The sequence below is a fragment of the Microcoleus sp. genome (genome assembly GCF_041354475.1).
GTDB lineage: Bacteria > Cyanobacteriota > Cyanobacteriia > Cyanobacteriales > Microcoleaceae > Microcoleus.
Window position 1 is genome coordinate 1 of sequence record NZ_JBGJZU010000021.1, and the last position, 17,415, is coordinate 17,415.

At 46.1% G+C, this 17,415-nt stretch carries 12 protein-coding genes; 5 read left to right on the plus strand and 7 right to left on the minus strand.

The genetic code is table 11. The features are described 5' to 3' along the window. Nucleotides 1–180: 180 nt before the first annotated feature. From ACBR23_RS10500 to ACBR23_RS10525, 6 genes are all read right to left on the minus strand, one after another. Complete coding sequence (locus ACBR23_RS10500; protein ID WP_371119465.1) at nt 181–1,662, minus strand: hypothetical protein; 1,482 nt, start codon at nt 1,660–1,662, stop codon at nt 181–183. A gap of 231 nt (nt 1,663–1,893) precedes the next feature. Beyond that, the gene (locus ACBR23_RS10505) at nt 1,894–2,952 is read right to left on the minus strand and encodes an adenylate/guanylate cyclase domain-containing protein (protein WP_341736779.1); all 1,059 of its coding nucleotides are present in this window, start codon (nt 2,950–2,952) and stop codon (nt 1,894–1,896) included. Next, on the minus strand, nt 2,949–3,323 hold the full coding sequence (locus ACBR23_RS10510) for a response regulator (protein WP_341736780.1): 375 nt from the start codon (nt 3,321–3,323) through the stop codon (nt 2,949–2,951). Before ACBR23_RS10510 ends, ACBR23_RS10505 begins: the two co-directional genes overlap by 4 nt. Further along, complete coding sequence (locus tag ACBR23_RS10515; protein ID WP_371119466.1) at nt 3,316–7,023, minus strand: response regulator; 3,708 nt, start codon at nt 7,021–7,023, stop codon at nt 3,316–3,318. The genes ACBR23_RS10510 and ACBR23_RS10515 overlap by 8 nt, the downstream gene beginning before the upstream one ends. An 83-nt stretch (nt 7,024–7,106) precedes the next feature. Then, complete coding sequence (locus ACBR23_RS10520) at nt 7,107–9,602, minus strand: MASE1 domain-containing protein (RefSeq protein WP_371119467.1); 2,496 nt, start codon at nt 9,600–9,602, stop codon at nt 7,107–7,109. 201 nt (nt 9,603–9,803) lie between these two features. After that, nucleotides 9,804–10,916 (minus strand): AI-2E family transporter, encoded by a 1,113-nt coding sequence (locus tag ACBR23_RS10525; RefSeq protein WP_341736783.1) that lies wholly within the window; start codon nt 10,914–10,916, stop codon nt 9,804–9,806. A gap of 126 nt (nt 10,917–11,042) precedes the next feature. On the opposite strand from ACBR23_RS10525, the gene ACBR23_RS10530 reads away from it, so the two are divergent. From ACBR23_RS10530 to ACBR23_RS10540, 3 genes are read left to right on the plus strand one after another with little or no spacing between them, the layout of a single operon-like run. Next, nucleotides 11,043–12,002: an alpha/beta fold hydrolase gene (locus tag ACBR23_RS10530; protein ID WP_371119468.1), complete on the plus strand. Its 960-nt coding sequence runs from the start codon at nt 11,043–11,045 to the stop codon at nt 12,000–12,002. A 34-nt stretch (nt 12,003–12,036) separates the two neighbouring features. Then, entirely contained in the window at nt 12,037–12,267 is a 231-nt protein-coding gene (locus tag ACBR23_RS10535; protein ID WP_341736785.1) for a DUF433 domain-containing protein, read from the plus strand. Nucleotides 12,268–12,278: 11 nt separating this feature from the next. Beyond that, on the plus strand, nt 12,279–12,611 hold the full coding sequence (locus ACBR23_RS10540; RefSeq protein ID WP_371119469.1) for a DUF5615 family PIN-like protein: 333 nt from the start codon (nt 12,279–12,281) through the stop codon (nt 12,609–12,611). 9 nt (nt 12,612–12,620) lie between these two features. Here ACBR23_RS10540 and cysS read toward each other — a convergent pair whose 3' ends face one another. Then, entirely contained in the window at nt 12,621–14,204 is a 1,584-nt protein-coding gene (cysS, locus tag ACBR23_RS10545) for a cysteine--tRNA ligase (protein WP_371119470.1), read from the minus strand. 466 nt (nt 14,205–14,670) lie between these two features. On the opposite strand from cysS, the gene ACBR23_RS10550 reads away from it, so the two are divergent. Continuing rightward, on the plus strand, nt 14,671–16,164 hold the full coding sequence (locus ACBR23_RS10550; RefSeq protein WP_371119471.1) for an efflux RND transporter periplasmic adaptor subunit: 1,494 nt from the start codon (nt 14,671–14,673) through the stop codon (nt 16,162–16,164). Nucleotides 16,165–16,241: 77 nt separating this feature from the next. Then, nucleotides 16,242–17,414, plus strand: coding sequence for an ABC transporter permease (locus ACBR23_RS10555; protein ID WP_371119472.1), 1,173 nt, complete (start codon nt 16,242–16,244; stop codon nt 17,412–17,414). Nucleotide 17,415: the final 1 nt, after the last annotated feature.

Here is a 17,415-nt window from a genome sequence, read left to right on the forward strand (position 1 = left end):
ATCCGCCCGCTTACTGCTAACATCTTTGATTGTTAGATTGCAAGTGGGCGGAATCCTCGCCTCACACGCCTTTCATCCCACACTAACCGAGGCGGTATAGTGTGGGGATTCCCGTCTGTTTAGCTAATTAACCGCTTATAAAAACCTAGGTAAACCAGGGTAAGCTCTGCGGTATAAGCTTTAAACGTTCTTTCTTAGTGCTTGCGCTTCCTCGGTGTCGAGGTTGACCAAGAAACTCCAGTTAGAAACGCTATAATAATCACAGCGACGTGATATTACAGCCGAACGTTTGATCTTTTTATTCAGTTGGTTCCACTCGCTCCAAACGTGCTTTTCCGGGTTCATCTCGGAATAGGCGGTTAAGGAGCGAGGTATTTTTTCACTCTTATTCATGGCCCTGCGAGCAATCACCAGTGCAGCCGATTCGTCGCTGGCTAAGCCATACATTTTTAAGTATTTCACCAAGCCGATAATGCTTGAGTAAGCTGGGTTGACTGCAATTAGCTCAATTCCGCGATTCGACAAAATAGAACTGAGTTGTTTGTAGAACTCACTATATGCCCAGCCCGATAACATCCGCGCATACTTTCTACTTTCCTCCCCTAGAGATTGCTTTTTTGTTGAGAAATCTAGTTCTTCGCAAACTACGGGACATTCCAATTCCGTGGCTCTTACTGCTAGTTGCAGGCAGGCATTAACAATCTGAGCCTGCTGTTTGCCATTTGGTAAGCCCATCTGCAAGGGAATCTGCCCTTTGGCTTTGAGATTTCCTTCAGTATCAACATACGCCCACCCAATAGAACCAGGATTCATATCGATACCAATGCAACCGTACATCCTATTTCTAGAAACTTGATTCACAGGCTTGGGAGTAAATTGCACGGCAATCACCCACTTTCCGTTTTTACGGTAGAAGTGCCAGGTCTTAGCCCCGCATTCTGGTAGTCTATTTATGTTGCGATTGAAATCACCAACCTCGGAAGATACAGCTTTCCCGAATCGTGACTCTAAGCATTTGGGGACTCTAAAAGTTATTTCGCTCCCATTCCACTGGGAGACTTGATTGCCAAAAGACTCGTCTTTAGAGCCGACGACAAAAATATCACCGTGAGGGACGACGACTTTGATTGGCTTGACTCTTAAGTGTTCGATCCTATTCGTTAACAGGGTCAGTCTACGCTTTTTATTGTGTATTTGAAAGCGTAAACTCTGCCAATTGGTAGATTTGTATTGGAGCGAGCAAGCTATGGGAAAATTACAACCTGTCTTTGAATTATGCCATTTTTTTTTGGCATAAAATTTACGGGCTAATGCCAACTTACGTTCGGCTTTCTTGAGCCATGCACTAATGGATTTAATCTTGATTTCAAGAGTCTTTATGTGTAAAACTCTGTGTTCTTTAGCGCCGGCTACACGACATGAGGCCGCACTAATTACGCCATTTCCCAGGCGCTTATTGATGCCGTAGGTTTGCTGTAAGTGTGTGTTCCAGTCGGACTTCTTGAATTGTGTACTTAAAAGTAAGTGGTTGACTGTTTCAATACTTGCAGCCCTGAAAATTGGGGCGTAAGCTTCTAAGAACATCTCGAAATCTGTAAATCCAAGTTCGTTGAGTTCATCTGCTGGCGTGGGCAAGCCTTTACAATAAGTTAAGGTAGCCATTGATTCGACCTCTCAATGTGGTTGCATCCTAGTATATTAATCGCTTCGCGCAGGATTTGCAAGTTTTTCAATGAGTTTCTTTTATTTCCGAAACGTCGCTGGCGAGGTCTTTTTCAAAGGTTACACCTTCTCTTTTGATCGAAATCATCAACGCTAATTAGTCTGTTCGTCAATTTACCGAGAATTTAGTAACTAAAACCTAGGTAAATCTAGGTAAAATGTCAACTGCTGTTAACCCTTTGGACCCAACAGCAGATAAGTAATCATATCTCCTTTGCCCTTCACATGAAGCACGCCTTGATTCTGGAAAATGTACTTATCCCGTAGCCGTTCGTAGGTAGCAACTGTCACCTGAATCCCTCCGGGTACACCTTGAGATTCCATCCGAGAAGCGATATTTACTGTATCTCCCCATAAATCATAGGTAAACTTTTTAGTACCAATTACCCCAGCTTCCACTGGGCCAGTATTGATACCGATGCGGATGCTCAGTGGTCGATCGCCTTTGGTTCGCATCTTGCTAATGGCTGCTAGAATGTCGATCGCCATAGAGGCGATCGCCTCAGCATGATTGTCACTGGGTGTGGGCAAACCACCAACTACCATATAAGCATCGCCGATGGTCTTAATTTTCTCAAGTCCGTAGCGATCGGCCAACTCATCAAATTTCGAGAAAATCTGGTTGAGCAATTCCACCAACTCCGCGGGGGATAAGTGAGTCGAAAGCTTAGTAAAACCAACCAAATCCGCAAACATCACAGTCACGTCAGAGAAACTGTCGGCGATCGTAATTTCTCCCTGTTTGAGGCGTTCGGCGATCGCCTGGGGTAAGATATTCAGCAGCAAACGCTCGGACTTCCCCTGTTCCTCGGCTAACTCCTGTAAATAAGCTTGCTCATGATCGCGCAGCCGTTTTTTTTCCAGACAAGCACTAATCCTGGCCTTCAATAGCACCGGATTAAAGGGTTTAGAAAGATAATCTTCCGCCCCCAACTCGATACAACGGACGATACTGTCAATATCGTCCACCGCCGAAATCATAATCACTGGGATGTAGCGCAATCTCTCATCCGCCTTCAGGTTTTCCAGGACTTGATACCCGTTCATTTGGGGCATCATAATGTCAAGCAGAACCAAATCAAAAGGCGCAGAGCGCATCAATTCTAGAGCTTGGACACCATCTTCAGCAACTGTCACCGCGTGGCCTTGACGCTGAAGTCTGCGGGCCAGTAAATCGCGGTTTACTTCATTGTCGTCAACAACTAGAACTCTGCTCTCATCACCTTTCATGTCATAGCCTCTTTCAGAAGCAGTTCAATCTTACCCAAAAGTCGCGGAAATTCCACAGGTTTGGTGTCGTAGTCGTCACAACCAGCATCTAAACACTTTTCTCGATCGCCTGCCATAGCATGAGCCGTCAGGGCAATCACCGGAATCCTGCTAGTTTCTGGAGCCGCCTTAATTTGCCTGGTTGCTTGCCATCCATCGAGCACTGGCAAACTCATATCCATGAGAATCAAATCCGGTACTTTGGCAATCGCCATCGACACTCCCTCGGCACCGTCCACTGCAATAAACACCTCGTGTCCCTTGCGAGCTAGGCGTCTTGACAGCATATCTCTGTTCATTTCGTTATCTTCGACCAACAGGATTTTAGCCATTGGTTCCCTCCTTGTCTTTCGAGCCGTACCTGCGATCGAATCTGTCATTCACTATAGAACGAACGTCGCGCAGCAAAGTATCGCAACTGTAGACTCCCTTAAATAGCACGCGATCGACACAACCATTTAGCTGTTGGCTTTCGGCTGGTGTCAAATCTTTACCCGTGATCACAATAATCGGTATTGGATCTCCAGAGTTCAATTTGCGAACTTCGGTAATCAACTCAAAGCCATCCATTTCTGGCAACATCAAATCCAGTAGGATCAGGTTGGGTCGGGAAACGTCTAGGCGATCGAGAGCAGCGCGCCCACTATCGGCTTCGGTTACTGCCCAGCCCTGTTTTTCTAGTATGCGTCGCAGTATTCTGCGGGTGGCAACATCATCTTCCACAATTAGGATCTGACAGCTCAAATTGTTATTTGCCCGGTTGTCTTGGTGGCGTCGGTACTTCCTCAACAAAGTAGCCAGCCTTTTGCCGTCCACTGGCTTGGTGAGATAGTCCGATGCACCCAATGCAAAGCCGAGGCTTTTGTTGCCAACAAAGGATAGCAGGATTACGGGAATTTCTGCAAGGTCTGGATCTGCCTTCAGGGCTGAGAGCACTGCCCAGCCGTCCATTCCCGGCATCATCACGTCGAGAGTAATGGCATCCGGGTGCAGTTCCTTGGCGAGGGCTAAGGCTTGCTCCCCGTTGGTGGCGAGTTCTATGTGTAGTCCTTGGCGAGTCAGAGCGCGTTGGATCAAATCCCGCGAAATCGCGTCATCGTCAACGACTAGAATAGTCCCTATCGTATTTGAACCCAGGGGGCTGCTGCTGTCTGGGACGGTGTTTTCTGGTATTTCCGGCAGTTTGATTTGGCTGGGTAGGATGACGGTGAAAGCGCTGCCGATACCTAATTTGCTGTTGGCTTCTATGGTGCCACCCATCATCTGACAGAAGCGCTGGCTGATAGCCAATCCTAAACCTGTGCCCCCGTACTTACGGGTTGTTGAAGCATCAGCTTGGGTGAAAGGTAGGAAAACTCGCTGCAATTGTTCTGGATTCATGCCGATTCCGGTGTCGGCGACACGGAAACTTAAAAATTCCGAATTGGAAATTAAAATTTGACCAGATTCCTCTTGATTTTTAATTCTTAACTCTTCATTTTTAATTTTTTCGACTCCGATCGCAATCTTTCCATTTTGGGTAAATTTAGCGGCATTACTCAGCAGGTTCAGTAGTACCTGTCGCACTTTTGTCATGTCTGCGTGCATGGTGTCGAGATTGTCAGGGCAGTAAATTTCTAGGATGTTGCCGTTTTTTTCGATCAGTGGGAGTGCGGTAGCCACCGCACTCTGTATGAGGGATGGGATGTCAAAGGTTTCTAGGTACAGTTCCATTCTCCCGGCTTCAATTTTAGAGATATCTAAGATGTCGTCGATCAGGGATAGCAGGTGTTTGCCGGCGGTGCGGATTTTTTCTAGATCCGGGACTGATGCCTCGTTCCCAGAGTCTTCGGCTTCTTCTTGAAGCATTTCGCTGTAGCCGATGATCGCGTTGAGGGGTGTACGGAGTTCGTGGCTCATGTTGGCCAGAAATGTACTTTTGGCACGGTTTGCTGATTCTGCTGCTTCTAGAGCCTGGTGGAGGGCTGATTCAGCTTGTTTGCGATCGGTGATGTCTTCTACAGTACCTTCGTAGTATAGAACGTTGCCGTTGTCGTCGCAGATGCTGCGGGCGTTTTCAGCAATCCAGATTTGGGTACCATCTCGGCGGTATACTTGCGATTCAAATTTGGATATTTCACCGACATCGCTCAGGACTGCAATCAAGTCTGCCCGTCGGTGGGGGGCGCTGTAAAATTGGCTGTTGACATCTGCCAGTTCGTTTTGCATTTGGGTGCAGGAGTCGTAACCGTAGATGCGGGCTAGTGCGGTGTTGGCACTAATGTAACGCCCGTCTGGGGTGATTTGGAATATGCCTTCCACTGCGTTTTCAAAGATGCTGCGGTATTTTGTTTCGGCTTGTCTCAGGGCGGATTCTGCTCGCTGGCGCTCTAGGGCATTGGCGAGCATTTCTCCTACTATTTTGAGCTGGGTGCATATTTCAGGCGATCGACTTGTTGTTTCTTTTTGGCTATCGAATCCTATAAATCCGATTAATTCTTTACTGCAAACTAGGGGAATAATTATCAATGACCGCAGGCTTTTGATAGCTTCTTTAATTGGAAACTTTTGCAGGGATTCTCCCAGGGCTGCCAAGGATTTCAGGGAGTTATTATTAGGATTTTTAAATTGGTATTTGTGGCTTGATTCCGCTGCTTCATTTTCGTCAAAATATGCTACTTCTAATATTTTTATTTCCTCTATTTCGTTGACTTCTGGAATGTATATGCTTTCAAAACTAGCTATCTTTTCGGCTAGCCAAGGGATTTGTTCAACTGATATTTCTGGTCTTTTTTCTTTCAGGGACTGTCTCCCTGTTTGACACCATTCGTAGCTGTTTTTAAATTTATTTTTGTCTGGGGATAACAGGTAGATGTAACTGCGATCGAAGCTGGTTTTTATGGCGATCGCTTCTAGGGCTTGAACGATACCTCGCTCTATTTCTGATACTGACTGGCTGATAAAATGTGTTGATAAACTGGTAATTAATTGGTCGAACTCAACTCGCTCTTGCAAAGCTTTTTCTACTCTTTTACGTTCGGTAACATCTCGAAAACTCCAGACTCTGCCTACTATTTTTGAGCCTACCTTTGAGGGCATGGAATTTAATTCTAGAATTTTCCCATCTTTAAATTCTAATAAGTCGTCTATTTGAGTATCTGGATGGGCCGACACTTTCATCACATTTTTGAGAAATCCTTGGGGATATTTTAATTGGCGCAGGGCAAAGGGAAAGCTGGTTTTAGTGGGTTTTTGCAGAGTGCCGACAGTCGATCGACTTAATTGCTGTGCTTCCGACAAACCCCACATTTCGAGAAAATTTTGATTGTAGTTACACACGTTACCATTATTGTCAACAGCAATAATACCCGCATCCGTGGATTCTAAAACTGATTGTAGCATAGAGAGCGATCGCTCTTTTTCTCTAGCAACTCGCTTTTGTTCGCCGATGTCAAAAAATACTACGACGGAGATGTTAGCGCCACCATCGGCGGGATTGAAAAAATAGGAAACAGGTAAAATTTTCCCATCGTGGCAGAGAAATTGGTCTTCTGAATTACTGTAAGGTTGACCAGAGGCGATCGCCTCTTGTAAAGATAGTTTAGTGGCGATCGGTGACTGTTGGCTCTTGTTTGCTTCCTGTGGCTGGGAACTTACAACCTTTGATTTTTTGCCTTTCCTCTGTTTGGAGGCGATGCGCGAAGCCAGCACCACCCCTGCGAGTTCCGACTCTCGCCATCCCAACAGGCGTTCGGCTTCTGGGTTAACACCAATCACAATTCCCTCAGCATCCAGGATAAAAAGTCCTGCACCTAAGTTGTTGACAGTGGCCCGCAGTCGATCGATTTCGGAAACCTTGGGAGCGTCTGGAGCAGACTGTAGCGCTTCTGGCTCCGAGTTTTCTGAAGCTGGTTTCACCAACACCCGCTGGTCATTGCTGTGATAGCTTTGACCGATCTCTTCTAAAAATCGCTCCCACTGCTCGGCAGTCGGAAGGGTAGAATGGTCGGTTAAATTAAGTTGTGCGAGTTGGCGCTGGAGGTGAGGATGCATAATTTATCGTGCTTTGTAAGCAACTTTCTTAAGTATAGGTAGTCGAGTGTCAATTACTCTAAATTTTCAGCCCAAATCTAACATTAAAAATCAATTGTCGAAGTTTCGCTGAACTTGGCTGGAAGCCTAATTGTAAAAATAGAGCCTTGATTCAACTCGCTGATAGCTGTAACATCTCCGCCCATCATTTTGCAGTATTTTTTGGTAATTGTCAGTCCCAAACCTGTTCCACCATACTTTTTGGTGCTGGAAGAATCGCCTTGGGTAAATGGCTCGAACACTCTGGCTAATTGCTCGTGAGTCATACCGATGCCAGTATCTTTGACAGTGAAAACGATCCAGTCTTGAAATGTAGACTGGAGAAATATCGCAGGTGCATTATTTTCTTGTCCTCCATCAACAGGCTCTGATACTGTAGACTCTTCGGTAGTTTGGACTTGTTGGCGGGTAATGGCGAAAGTCACCACCCCAGAGAAAGTAAATTTAGAGGCATTGCTCAGAAGATTCAGCAAGCACTCGCGGAGTTTAGTCAAATCTGTATACATATCGCCAATATCGTCATCACATTGTATGTCTAAAATATTAGAATTTTTGTCTGCTTGCAGGGCAATCATAGCAGCCACATCCTCAACCAAACTTAAGATACTGAAATTTTCCAGGTCTAGTTTCATGCGACCAGCTTCAATCTTAGAAAAGTCAAGAATATCTTTAATAATTGCTAGCAAGTGTTGACCTGCGGTGCTAATTCTCTTGAGGTCATCGACAAACTCTTCGGCACCAAGGTCTTGGGCATCTTCTTGTAGAAGTTCGCTGTAGCCAATAATCGCATTCAGCGGGGTTCTCAGTTCGTGGCTCATGTTGGCGAGAAATTCACTTTTGGAGCGATTTGCCGCTTCGGCTGCTTCTTTGTCGCGGCGGAATTCTTCGGCTCGTTTGCGTTCGGTGATGTCGCTGGTCATGATTAAAACGCACTGGGTGCTGCCCAGGTAAATCAGTTCCACCGACAGCAGCCAGTCGCGTTCTTCGCCTGTTTTAGTGCGAATTAATACTTCTTCATTGCTGATGGAATTTTGCGATTGCAAAGTCTGGGCCAGTCGCGGTCCGTCTTCTGGGTTGACCCACATTTTCAACTCGTCGGCATTGTGGCCGAGGAAGTCGCTGCGTTCCCAGCCTAGCTGGCGCAAAAAGCTTTCATTGGCATCTAGAAAACAGCCGTCTGTGAGGGTGCAGATGCTGATGCCGACTGGTGATGCGTGAAAAGCCTTGGAAAATCTCTCTTCGGAGGAACGGAGGGCTGCTTCGGCTCGCTTGCGGTCTGTGATGTCTTGGACAGTGCTGCTGATATAGGTAGAGTTGACGGCGGCTTGTTCGCAGACGGTACGCTGGCAGCCGTCGGGGAGTAATAGTCGGTAGTCGATGCTATAGGGCTGTTTTTGAAATAAAGCAGCTTCAATCGATGTCTTGACTAATTCTCGATCGTCTGGATGTACATATTCCCAGAAAGCTTCGAGACTGGGTTCAAAGCTTCTGGGCGGTTGTCCCAGGATGCGGTAAATTTCATCAGACCAGCGCAGTTGTGTGGTAATGCGGTCTAGGTCCCAGTTGCCCAACTGGGCGATGCGCTGGGCATTGGCGAGGCTGGCTTCGCTAGCTCGCAGGAAGGTTTCTGCGAGGCGACGTTCGGCTACGGTGGCGGCTAAGACTAAGCCTGTAACGGCGATGACTGCAATGAATGCTTGCAGGGATAAAAGTGCTTGGGGGATGCTGCTAGCGTGTTTGAGAAAAGGGCCGCTACCTCTGGCTATGCCCCAGATGGCGAAGCCGCACAGGATGAAGTTGGAGAGGGCGGTGTAGCGCTGACCAAATCGAAAGGCGGCCCAAACTACTAGGGGAAAGGGTAGGTATTCGAGGGGATAGCGGGCGTAGGCGGCACGGGTGCGGGAGCAGAAGACTAGCCAGCCAACTGCTAGCAGTAGCAGCAGCCAAATAGCGCGTTCGACAATCTGCTGGCGATCGGCTTTGATGGAGGGTAATTCACGCCAAGTCAGGATCAGGGGGGCGATGAGCAAAATTCCCATGGCGTCTCCCACCCACCAAGTCGCCCAAATTCTGCCAAAATTGCTCCAGCTAGATAAGCCTGTGAGACATTGGACGAGGCTGCCGATGGTGGAGTTGATCAGGGTAGAGCCGAAGGCTGCTAGTCCGACTATTCCTAAGATGTCTTTGAGTCGATCGAGTCCGGCGCTGAAGTGAAGCCGTTGCAGCAGGTAAGTTCCTGTCCATGCTTGCAAAGCTCTGCCGCTGGCGGAGATGAAGGCGCTGGCGATGTTAGTTGAAGGGTCGCTCATGCTAAACAGGAAGCCGCCGATGGCGACGCCTGGCCACAGTTGACGCCCGAATAGCAGGAGTGCAACTTGGGCAATTCCTGCTGCTGGCCACATGGGGGATACTTCTGAACTCAGTGTGAGTGTGGAAATGGCGAATTTGGACGCCAAAAAGTAGATGAGGGCGATCGCCCCTACTGAGAGGAAGTACCGCCAGGAATGTCCTTTGATTGTGTGAAGGAACTTTTTCTGCATTGTCGTTGGGGGAACAGGTGGAGAGTCGTTGGGGTATCACTTCGGATACTCGAGTTCGCAGAATTTGTCAGGTATCTGGGTAGTCTATTTTTGTAGCTACGCTGACTTATTCCCAAAGCCCAGGCTGTTTGGCATCCTTCAGCAAGAGTGTATTCTCCAAATTCTAACCCTTGACCCTAGACCTATTGTGGTTAATTGCTGTCACATCGAAGGTGTCACAGGTGGTAAGTCCGAATTTTTTTTAGCCTGAGTTAATGCTGACCTATGTTCGCCCCTAAGCTTGGGTTTTAAATACAAGTTTTCAATCAAAGCAGCAACTCCTGCAAACCAAGGTGGCACAATCACCGCCCCGATAATTCCCAATACTTGAACCCCTCCTAAAACCGATAATAATTGATACAAAGGATGAACTCCTACGGAGGAACCGACCAATAAAGGATCGAGGACGTAAGTTTCTAAGTTTTGGACGATCGCAAATAATAGCAATACCCATAAAAGTACCCAACCACCTTTAGCTAATGCTACGATTAATGCTGGCACTGCTCCCAATACCGGGCCGATGAAGGGAATTAGGTTGGTCACGCCTGCGATCGCACCTAAGCCTAAAGAAAATTCCGGCATTCCCAAAATGCTCAAACCCGTGGTAATGAATAGGCCTAAAATCCCGGAAACTAAAAATCGCCCGCGAATGTAACTTCCCATTCTTTGACCAATCGGTGTAGCTTGGGCTGCTAATCTTTCATCCCAAGGCTTGGGGAAAAACTGCACTAAACTGTTAATTAAGGTTTCGCTGTCGGCTACCATGTAACCTGAAATAAATAAGGCTAAAACTAAACTGAAGAAACCGCCGAGAATGCCTCTGGTTAAACTATAGGATCGCAAAACCAGTTGTTGACTCGATCGAATCAGCCAATTAGTCAAAGATTGAGTATCCAACAATTGTCCCACCAAGCTTGGTGCATCGTCAGTCAAGCGACTTGCTAAGCTGGTGGCGGCGGTTTCTAGACTTTCGGCATAAACTGGTAACTGTCGCAGCAGTAATTCTATTTGTTCGATGACTGTGGGGCCAATTAATACTACAGTGCCACTAAATCCGCCGATGAGAGCTAAATAAACCATAATCACTGCCAGCCAGCGGGGAATCCGCCTGGTTTCGGCCCAATTGACTATGGGTACGATGGAAGCCGCAAGCACGACTGAGATCATGATAATTACTAACAGGCTCCGCAATTGCCACAGCAGCAATAACAGCAAGGAAGATGCTATGATGAGCAGCAAGTTAGGTAAAGAAATAGTTATCCGCTGTTCTGACATAATTAAATAATAAATGTAGTCTAAGAGGGTGGGTTTATCTATCTCTTCTTTTACCCAAAATTGTTAGGGTGAAAGCCGCCCCTACTTATACTATAATAAAAACTAACTTCTGCACAAAAAAATAATATGCAACCGCAATCTTCAACTCAAGATGTGTCAGCCATTTTGTCGATAAAATCACCAACGCTGTTTTATGAGTGGCAAAATTATCGCTGTGCTTATGAAGTTTACCGCCCAACTACTGCCACTGAAGATAGCATTCCTTTGTTATTAATTCATCCTATAGGAGTTGGTTTGTCAAGGGTCTTTTGGCATAGATTTTGCGAAAGTTGGAACCAAGCAGGCCAGAGCAATCCGATTTACAATCCCGATCTTTTGGGTTGTGGGGAATGCGAAATGCCTGCTGTAGCCTGCTATCCCGACGATTGGGCGGCACAGTTGCAGTTTTTCTTGGAGACTGTAGTCAAAAAACCTGCGATCGTCCTGGTGCAAGGTGCTTTATTATCAGTAGCCTTAGCTTTAGCAAAAATTGAGCAGGAAAGCAGTTTGAATTTAATGCAGGGGCTAGTGCTGGCTGGACCTCCGGCTTGGGGGGTGATGAACAAACATTCTACCGCACAGCAGCAAAGAATTGTGTGGAATTTGTTAGATTCTCCCTTGGGAAATGCGTTTTACCGCTACGCCAGACGCGCCGAATTTCTGCGCTCTTTTTCCATTAAACAACTGTTTGGGGATGCGGCAAAAGTTGACAGCGAATGGCTGGATGCTTTGCAGGCTGGGGCGGCTAATCCTGACAGCCGTCATGCGGTTTTCTCGTTTTTAGCGGGTTTTTGGCGGCAGGATTATAGTAGCACTATCCAAAAGTGCGATCGGTCTACACTCGTCATCATGGGAGAACAAGCTTCAAGCATCAGTCAAGCTGGTAAGGAAGAAAAACCAGAGGAAAGATTAGCGCAATATTTAGCTAATTTTCCCAGTGCGGAAGGTTTATTAATGCCGGGGCGCAATGTTTTGCCTTATGAGTCTACCGCAGAATTTGTGGGTGCTGTGGCGAAGTTTGTGAAGAAGTTAAATAATCTAGGCTAAACTTAAATAAAAGTGTACTCAACTCGGTTTTGTTATGAGTTATCGGAACATCATTACGATTGAACCAGGTAAACGCGGTGGAAAGCCTTGCATCAGGCGAATGCGAATTACGGTATATGATGTGTTGGGTTGGCTGGCTGCGGGAATGTCTCATGGAGAGATTATCGACGACTTTCCAGAGTTGACGGAGCTCGACATTCGAGCGTGTTTAGAATTTGCTGCTGACAGAGAACGTTGTCTGATTGCTGTGGTAGGTGGCGTCTGAAACTGCTGTTTATGAAACTTCTATTTGACCAAAACTTAAGCCGGAAACTCGTAACTCTACTTGCTGATATTTTTCCTGAATCTAGTCATGTTCAGTTCCATAATCTAACCGAAATAGATGATAGCGAGATTTGGGAGTTTGCAAAGGCTAAAGGCTTTTGTATTGTAACGCAGGATGCAGATTTTGCTGAACGAAGCCGTCTTTACGGATCACCTCCAAAAGTGATTTGGCTGCGATGCGGTAATGCACCGACAAGTAGCGTGGAAGCAATCTTTCGGTGTGGAGTTGAAACAATTCAAGAATTTATGGAAAACAGCGCATTAGATTGTCTTGAACTGTACTAATGGGATTTTTTAACCGCGGTGCCAGATTGTTGTACCATCCTTTTGATCGATTAGAGTAACCCCATTATCCTTCAGTTCATCACGAAGGCGATCGCCCTCAGCAAAATTCTTAGCCTTCCGGGCATCTTTCCGCTGCTGAATCTTCACCTCAATCTCCTCATCAGTTAATCCGCTAATGATTTCAAATTTATTAATACTGAAAGATGCGGAAGGGATATTGATAGTCGCATTTCGCGGGACGAGATTGGGTTTTTTAAATCCTAAAACTTCGGCTAACTTAACCAGAGTCTGCCACTTTTGTTGCAACACTTCCGAAGGCATTTCTGTTTTTCCCCCATGTACAATTATATTCCTTTCGCGCCGCAATTCCTTCGCCAATTCAAACATAACAGCTAAAGCATTAGGAGTATTGAAATCATCATCCATCGCTGCTCTAAATTGCTGTACAGCTTCACTCTCCATTATGGGCAATTTCAGAGTTTTTTCTGAATCCCAGCCCAATTGGGAACCGTGCAAATCACCAAAAAGTAGGCTTTCTTTAAGAGTGTGCCAGCCATTTTTTGCAGAGGCGATCGCCTCTTCAGTAAAATCAATTTGACTGCGGTACTGCGCCATAAATACAAACAACCTCACCGCCATCGGTTCAACCGCTTTCGCATCATTCTTACTCCCCCCCTTACCAAGGGGGGGCTGGGGGGGGTCAGATTCCAAATCACCAGACCAATTCCCCTCCAACAAATCGCGAATTGTAATAAAATTGTGCAACGACTTAGACATCTTTTTGCCATTGACAGTCACAAAAGCATTGTGCATCCAATATTTAGCAAGTGACTTCCCCGTCACCGCTTCTGATTGAGCAATTTCGTTTTCGTGGTGCGGAAAAATTAAATCGGAACCGCCGCAGTGAATATCAATAGTTTCGCCCAAGCAATCGCGCACCATCGCCGAACATTCAATGTGCCATCCAGGGCGGCCTTTTCCCCAAGAAGAATCCCAAGCAGGTTCTCCCGGTTTAGCGCTTTTCCACAGGGCAAAATCAGACGAGTTTTGCTTTTTTTGAGCTTCTATTTCTTCTGTTTCCAATCTACCGCTAGCCCCAGCCTGCATTTCTTCTAACTTGCGGCCCGAAAGCTTTCCGTAATCGGCAAACTGCCTGACATTGTAGTAAACGTCACCGCCAGAGGCATAGGCATAGCCTTTATTTTCTAATTCGTGAATCAGCCGTTTTATGCCATCCATCGAGTGAGTGGCGCGGGGATATTCATCTGCCCTGAGAATATTCAATTTGTCCATATCGGCAAAATATTCATCGATGAAGCGTTGGGCGACGGCTTCCATTGTGGAATTTGTTTCGCGGGCGCGGTTGAGAATTTTGTCATCAATATCGGTAAAATTCTGGACGTAGCGAACATCGTATCCGCGCCACATCAGATAGCGGCGCACCATGTCCCACACGATGTAAGCGCGGGCGTGGCCGACATGGCAGTAATCGTACACCGTAACGCCGCAGCAGTACATCCGCACCTTTTTTGGTTCGATCGGGTCAAAAGGTGATTCGCGACGAGTCAAGCTGTTGTAAAGCGTTAGGGGCATGGGATTTGAGATTTGGGATTGATGTCAGGGCTGTAATTTATTATATTGCGGTTGGTGAATCTTTCGCTGTTATTACCAAATACGAGTTTGCAACTGTATCAATCGGCGGTTGAAACCGCTTCTATACAAACGAAGTCTGCCTCCGCAGACTAAGAAATAATTATCCAACTAGCTAGGATTTAATGTTACTACCCCCAATTAATTGTACAGCTCAAAATCACACAAAAACAAGCAAAGTGCTTGGGGAGCGAAACTGCCGATCGCACAAGTTAGCATAGATGGTGGTAAAGTACGATAAAATCGGGATGCTCCCGTAAAATAGAGCACTGGATTTCAGATATTTAGGATTTACGCACCGATCGGGATAAATTAGGGTTGGAGATTGCCTCGCTTCGGTTGCAATGACAGCAAATCGTAGTTAGTGCCTAAGTCCTGATATTTACAGTTTGCAGGGGGGGAGTTGACAGTGAAATATCAAGAAAAAAATAGTTTCAAAACAGGAGTCAAATGGCTACTGTGGTCTAGTTTTCTCACTCTAGGCATCGGCGGCGGCTTATTTGCCTACGGGTTATATCAAAATCGACCCCCCGAACCCATAGGAGTGCGCTTGATACCCGTCAAACTTGGCGATATTGAAATTCCAATTAACGAAACCGGTATTGTTGAATTCGGTGGTCAACAAACTCTTAAATCTCCCGTTGATGCTACTGTTGATGAAGTGTTAGTAAAAATCGGGCAAAAAATCACATCTGGTCAGAACTTAATCACTCTTCGCAACGCCGAAAAACAAACAATTCTCAGCCAGCAAAAGTTGACGATTCAAGAAGCAAAACTCACTCTAGAAAGTTTCCGCCAAAAAGTTGTCGCAGCCCAGGAAACGCTCAGTATCGCCCAAGGGAAACTTCAAAATTATAAATCAGGGCAAAATGACGACTTATTAGAAATTCAAAAACAGGAAATTATCTTAGCAAATAATCGCAAGAACGTTGTTGAAGCTGAGGTGGTTTTGGCTGCTGCTGAGCTGAAACTTACCGATCAAAAAGCATTATTTGAAAGAGGTTATATTGCCGGAAATGACTTGCGATCCCAAGAGGAAGTAGTTCGCATTGCTAAAGCCAGTTTACGAGACGCACAGTTTAAAATCAACACCAATCTGCTCGAACTCAAAAGTGGGCAAATTAAGCGACAAGATAAAGAGCAAGAACTTCAAGAAAAAGCGATCGCCGCTGAGTTAGGAGTGCGACAAGCTCAGTTAGATGTTGGTACAAATAGCCCCAAACTCCAAAGCTCTCAGCTTGAGTACCGAAAAAAAGAACAGGAACTAAAAAACAATATGGTGACTGCATCTATTGATGGCAAGGTACTTAATATTCAAGTTAAAAATGGCGACGGAGTGCTGCGGGGAACAGAGCTTTTGACATTAGGCGACCCTTCACAAGAACTGGTAAAACTACAGCTTTCTACGCTCAATGCTGCTAAAGTTAGACCCAAGCAGTCCGTTCGCATCAGCATTATTGGTCCCAATTCTAAGCAGTTTTCAGGAAGAGTAGAAAGCGTGTCTACTCTTGCTCAAAGTGGTAATAGTAAAGGAAATGACGACTCTAATCAAGGCAGTCAAGCAACGGTTCCTGCAACGGTAAGACTCGATGCTCCAACCCGGACTTTGATTCCAGGGAGTCAAGTCAGTGTGGAGATAATTTTGCAGCAGCGCCAGAAGGTAGTAGTTTTAAGTACAGAGGTAATTGTGCGATCGGAGTCTCAGCCTTTTGTGTGGATTCGTGACAGTCAAGGTAAAGCCCAGAAACGGCCAGTTACATTAGGTTTAGAAGAGTCAACTCAGGTAGAGGTTACTTCCGGTTTGCGGCCAGGTGACAGTGCTGTGATACCCCCTTCTGAACCTTCCTTAAAGCCAGGAACTCCTATTCAAGAAGAAAAACAAGAGGGTGACGATCGAAAATAACAATTAAAGACTATCAACCAATCACCAATCACCAATTACCTGTTCTCCGGCAACTGAAAACCGCTATATAATTACTTATGAGCCTTTCTCCTGTTGACCTCCTCCGCCTTACTTGCCTTTCCCTAAGTGGCAATCTTTTGCGTTCTGTCCTAACTACCGTTGGAGTTTTTATGGGTGTAGCTGCGGTCAGCGCAACGCTGCAAGTTGGCAACATTAGCCGCGCCGTGATTGCCAAGCAATTAGCTGAGCGAACAGCGCCTCGAGTGGGAATCTCTATGTCGGGTGACAGAGGCTTGAAATTAGAAGATATGGAATTTTTGCGGCATCGACTGAAAGGAGTTCAGGCGATTAGCGCAGCAAATGGGTTTGATATTAATAATAAAGTTATATTTCAGGCTGAAAAAGCGGAATCTAGCGGGCGCGCTGTTTCTCAAGACTACTTGCTGACATCGGGGCGGCGATTAAGGGCGGGGCGTTTTTTTTCCCCTAGTGATTTTGCTAACTATCGACCTGTAGTGGTAATCGATAAATTGCTGGCGACACAACTTTTTAAAGGTGGCATCAAACCTGTAGGTCAGCGCATTTATGTTAACCGCAGACCTTATATTGTGATTGGCGTGATGGAGAGTAAGCAAGATTTTTCGGAAAAACCAACAAATTTAATACTGGTGTCGATGTCGGTTGCCAAAGCGATAACAGGTAGCCAGAGAATTGGGGGAATTTACGTGCGCCCTTACAATCTTAAAGATATTACAGGGATGGAAAAGCAGGCAAAAAAGGTTTTGAAGCAGCGCTTTCCCAAGGCAGAGGTTTATACTAGGAACAATGTTAAGGAAATTTTGGAGCAGCAGGAAACTCTGAAACTCACTTCACAGGGACTTTTAGCAGTGGGGGTAATTTCGCTGCTGGTGGGAGGAGTGGGTATTGCTAATATTACGATCGCGGCGGTGATAGAACGCACCCCAGAAATTGGTTTGAGACGTGCGATCGGGGCTACTCAGAGAGATATATTGTTGCAGTTTATTCTAGAAGCAGTAATTATGAGTTTAGCGGGGGGAATTGCTGCTATTGTGACAGTACACGGGTTAACGGTGGTGGTTGCGGATGTTTTTAAGTTGCCTTATAAATTTGAGAGCAACACAGCAGCTTTGGCTCTAGGATCGGCATTAGCGGTGGGTGTGGGAGCTGGATTTCTCCCGGCTCTGCGAGCTAGTCAACTCGATCCTGTTAAAGCGCTGCGTCAAGGGTAGT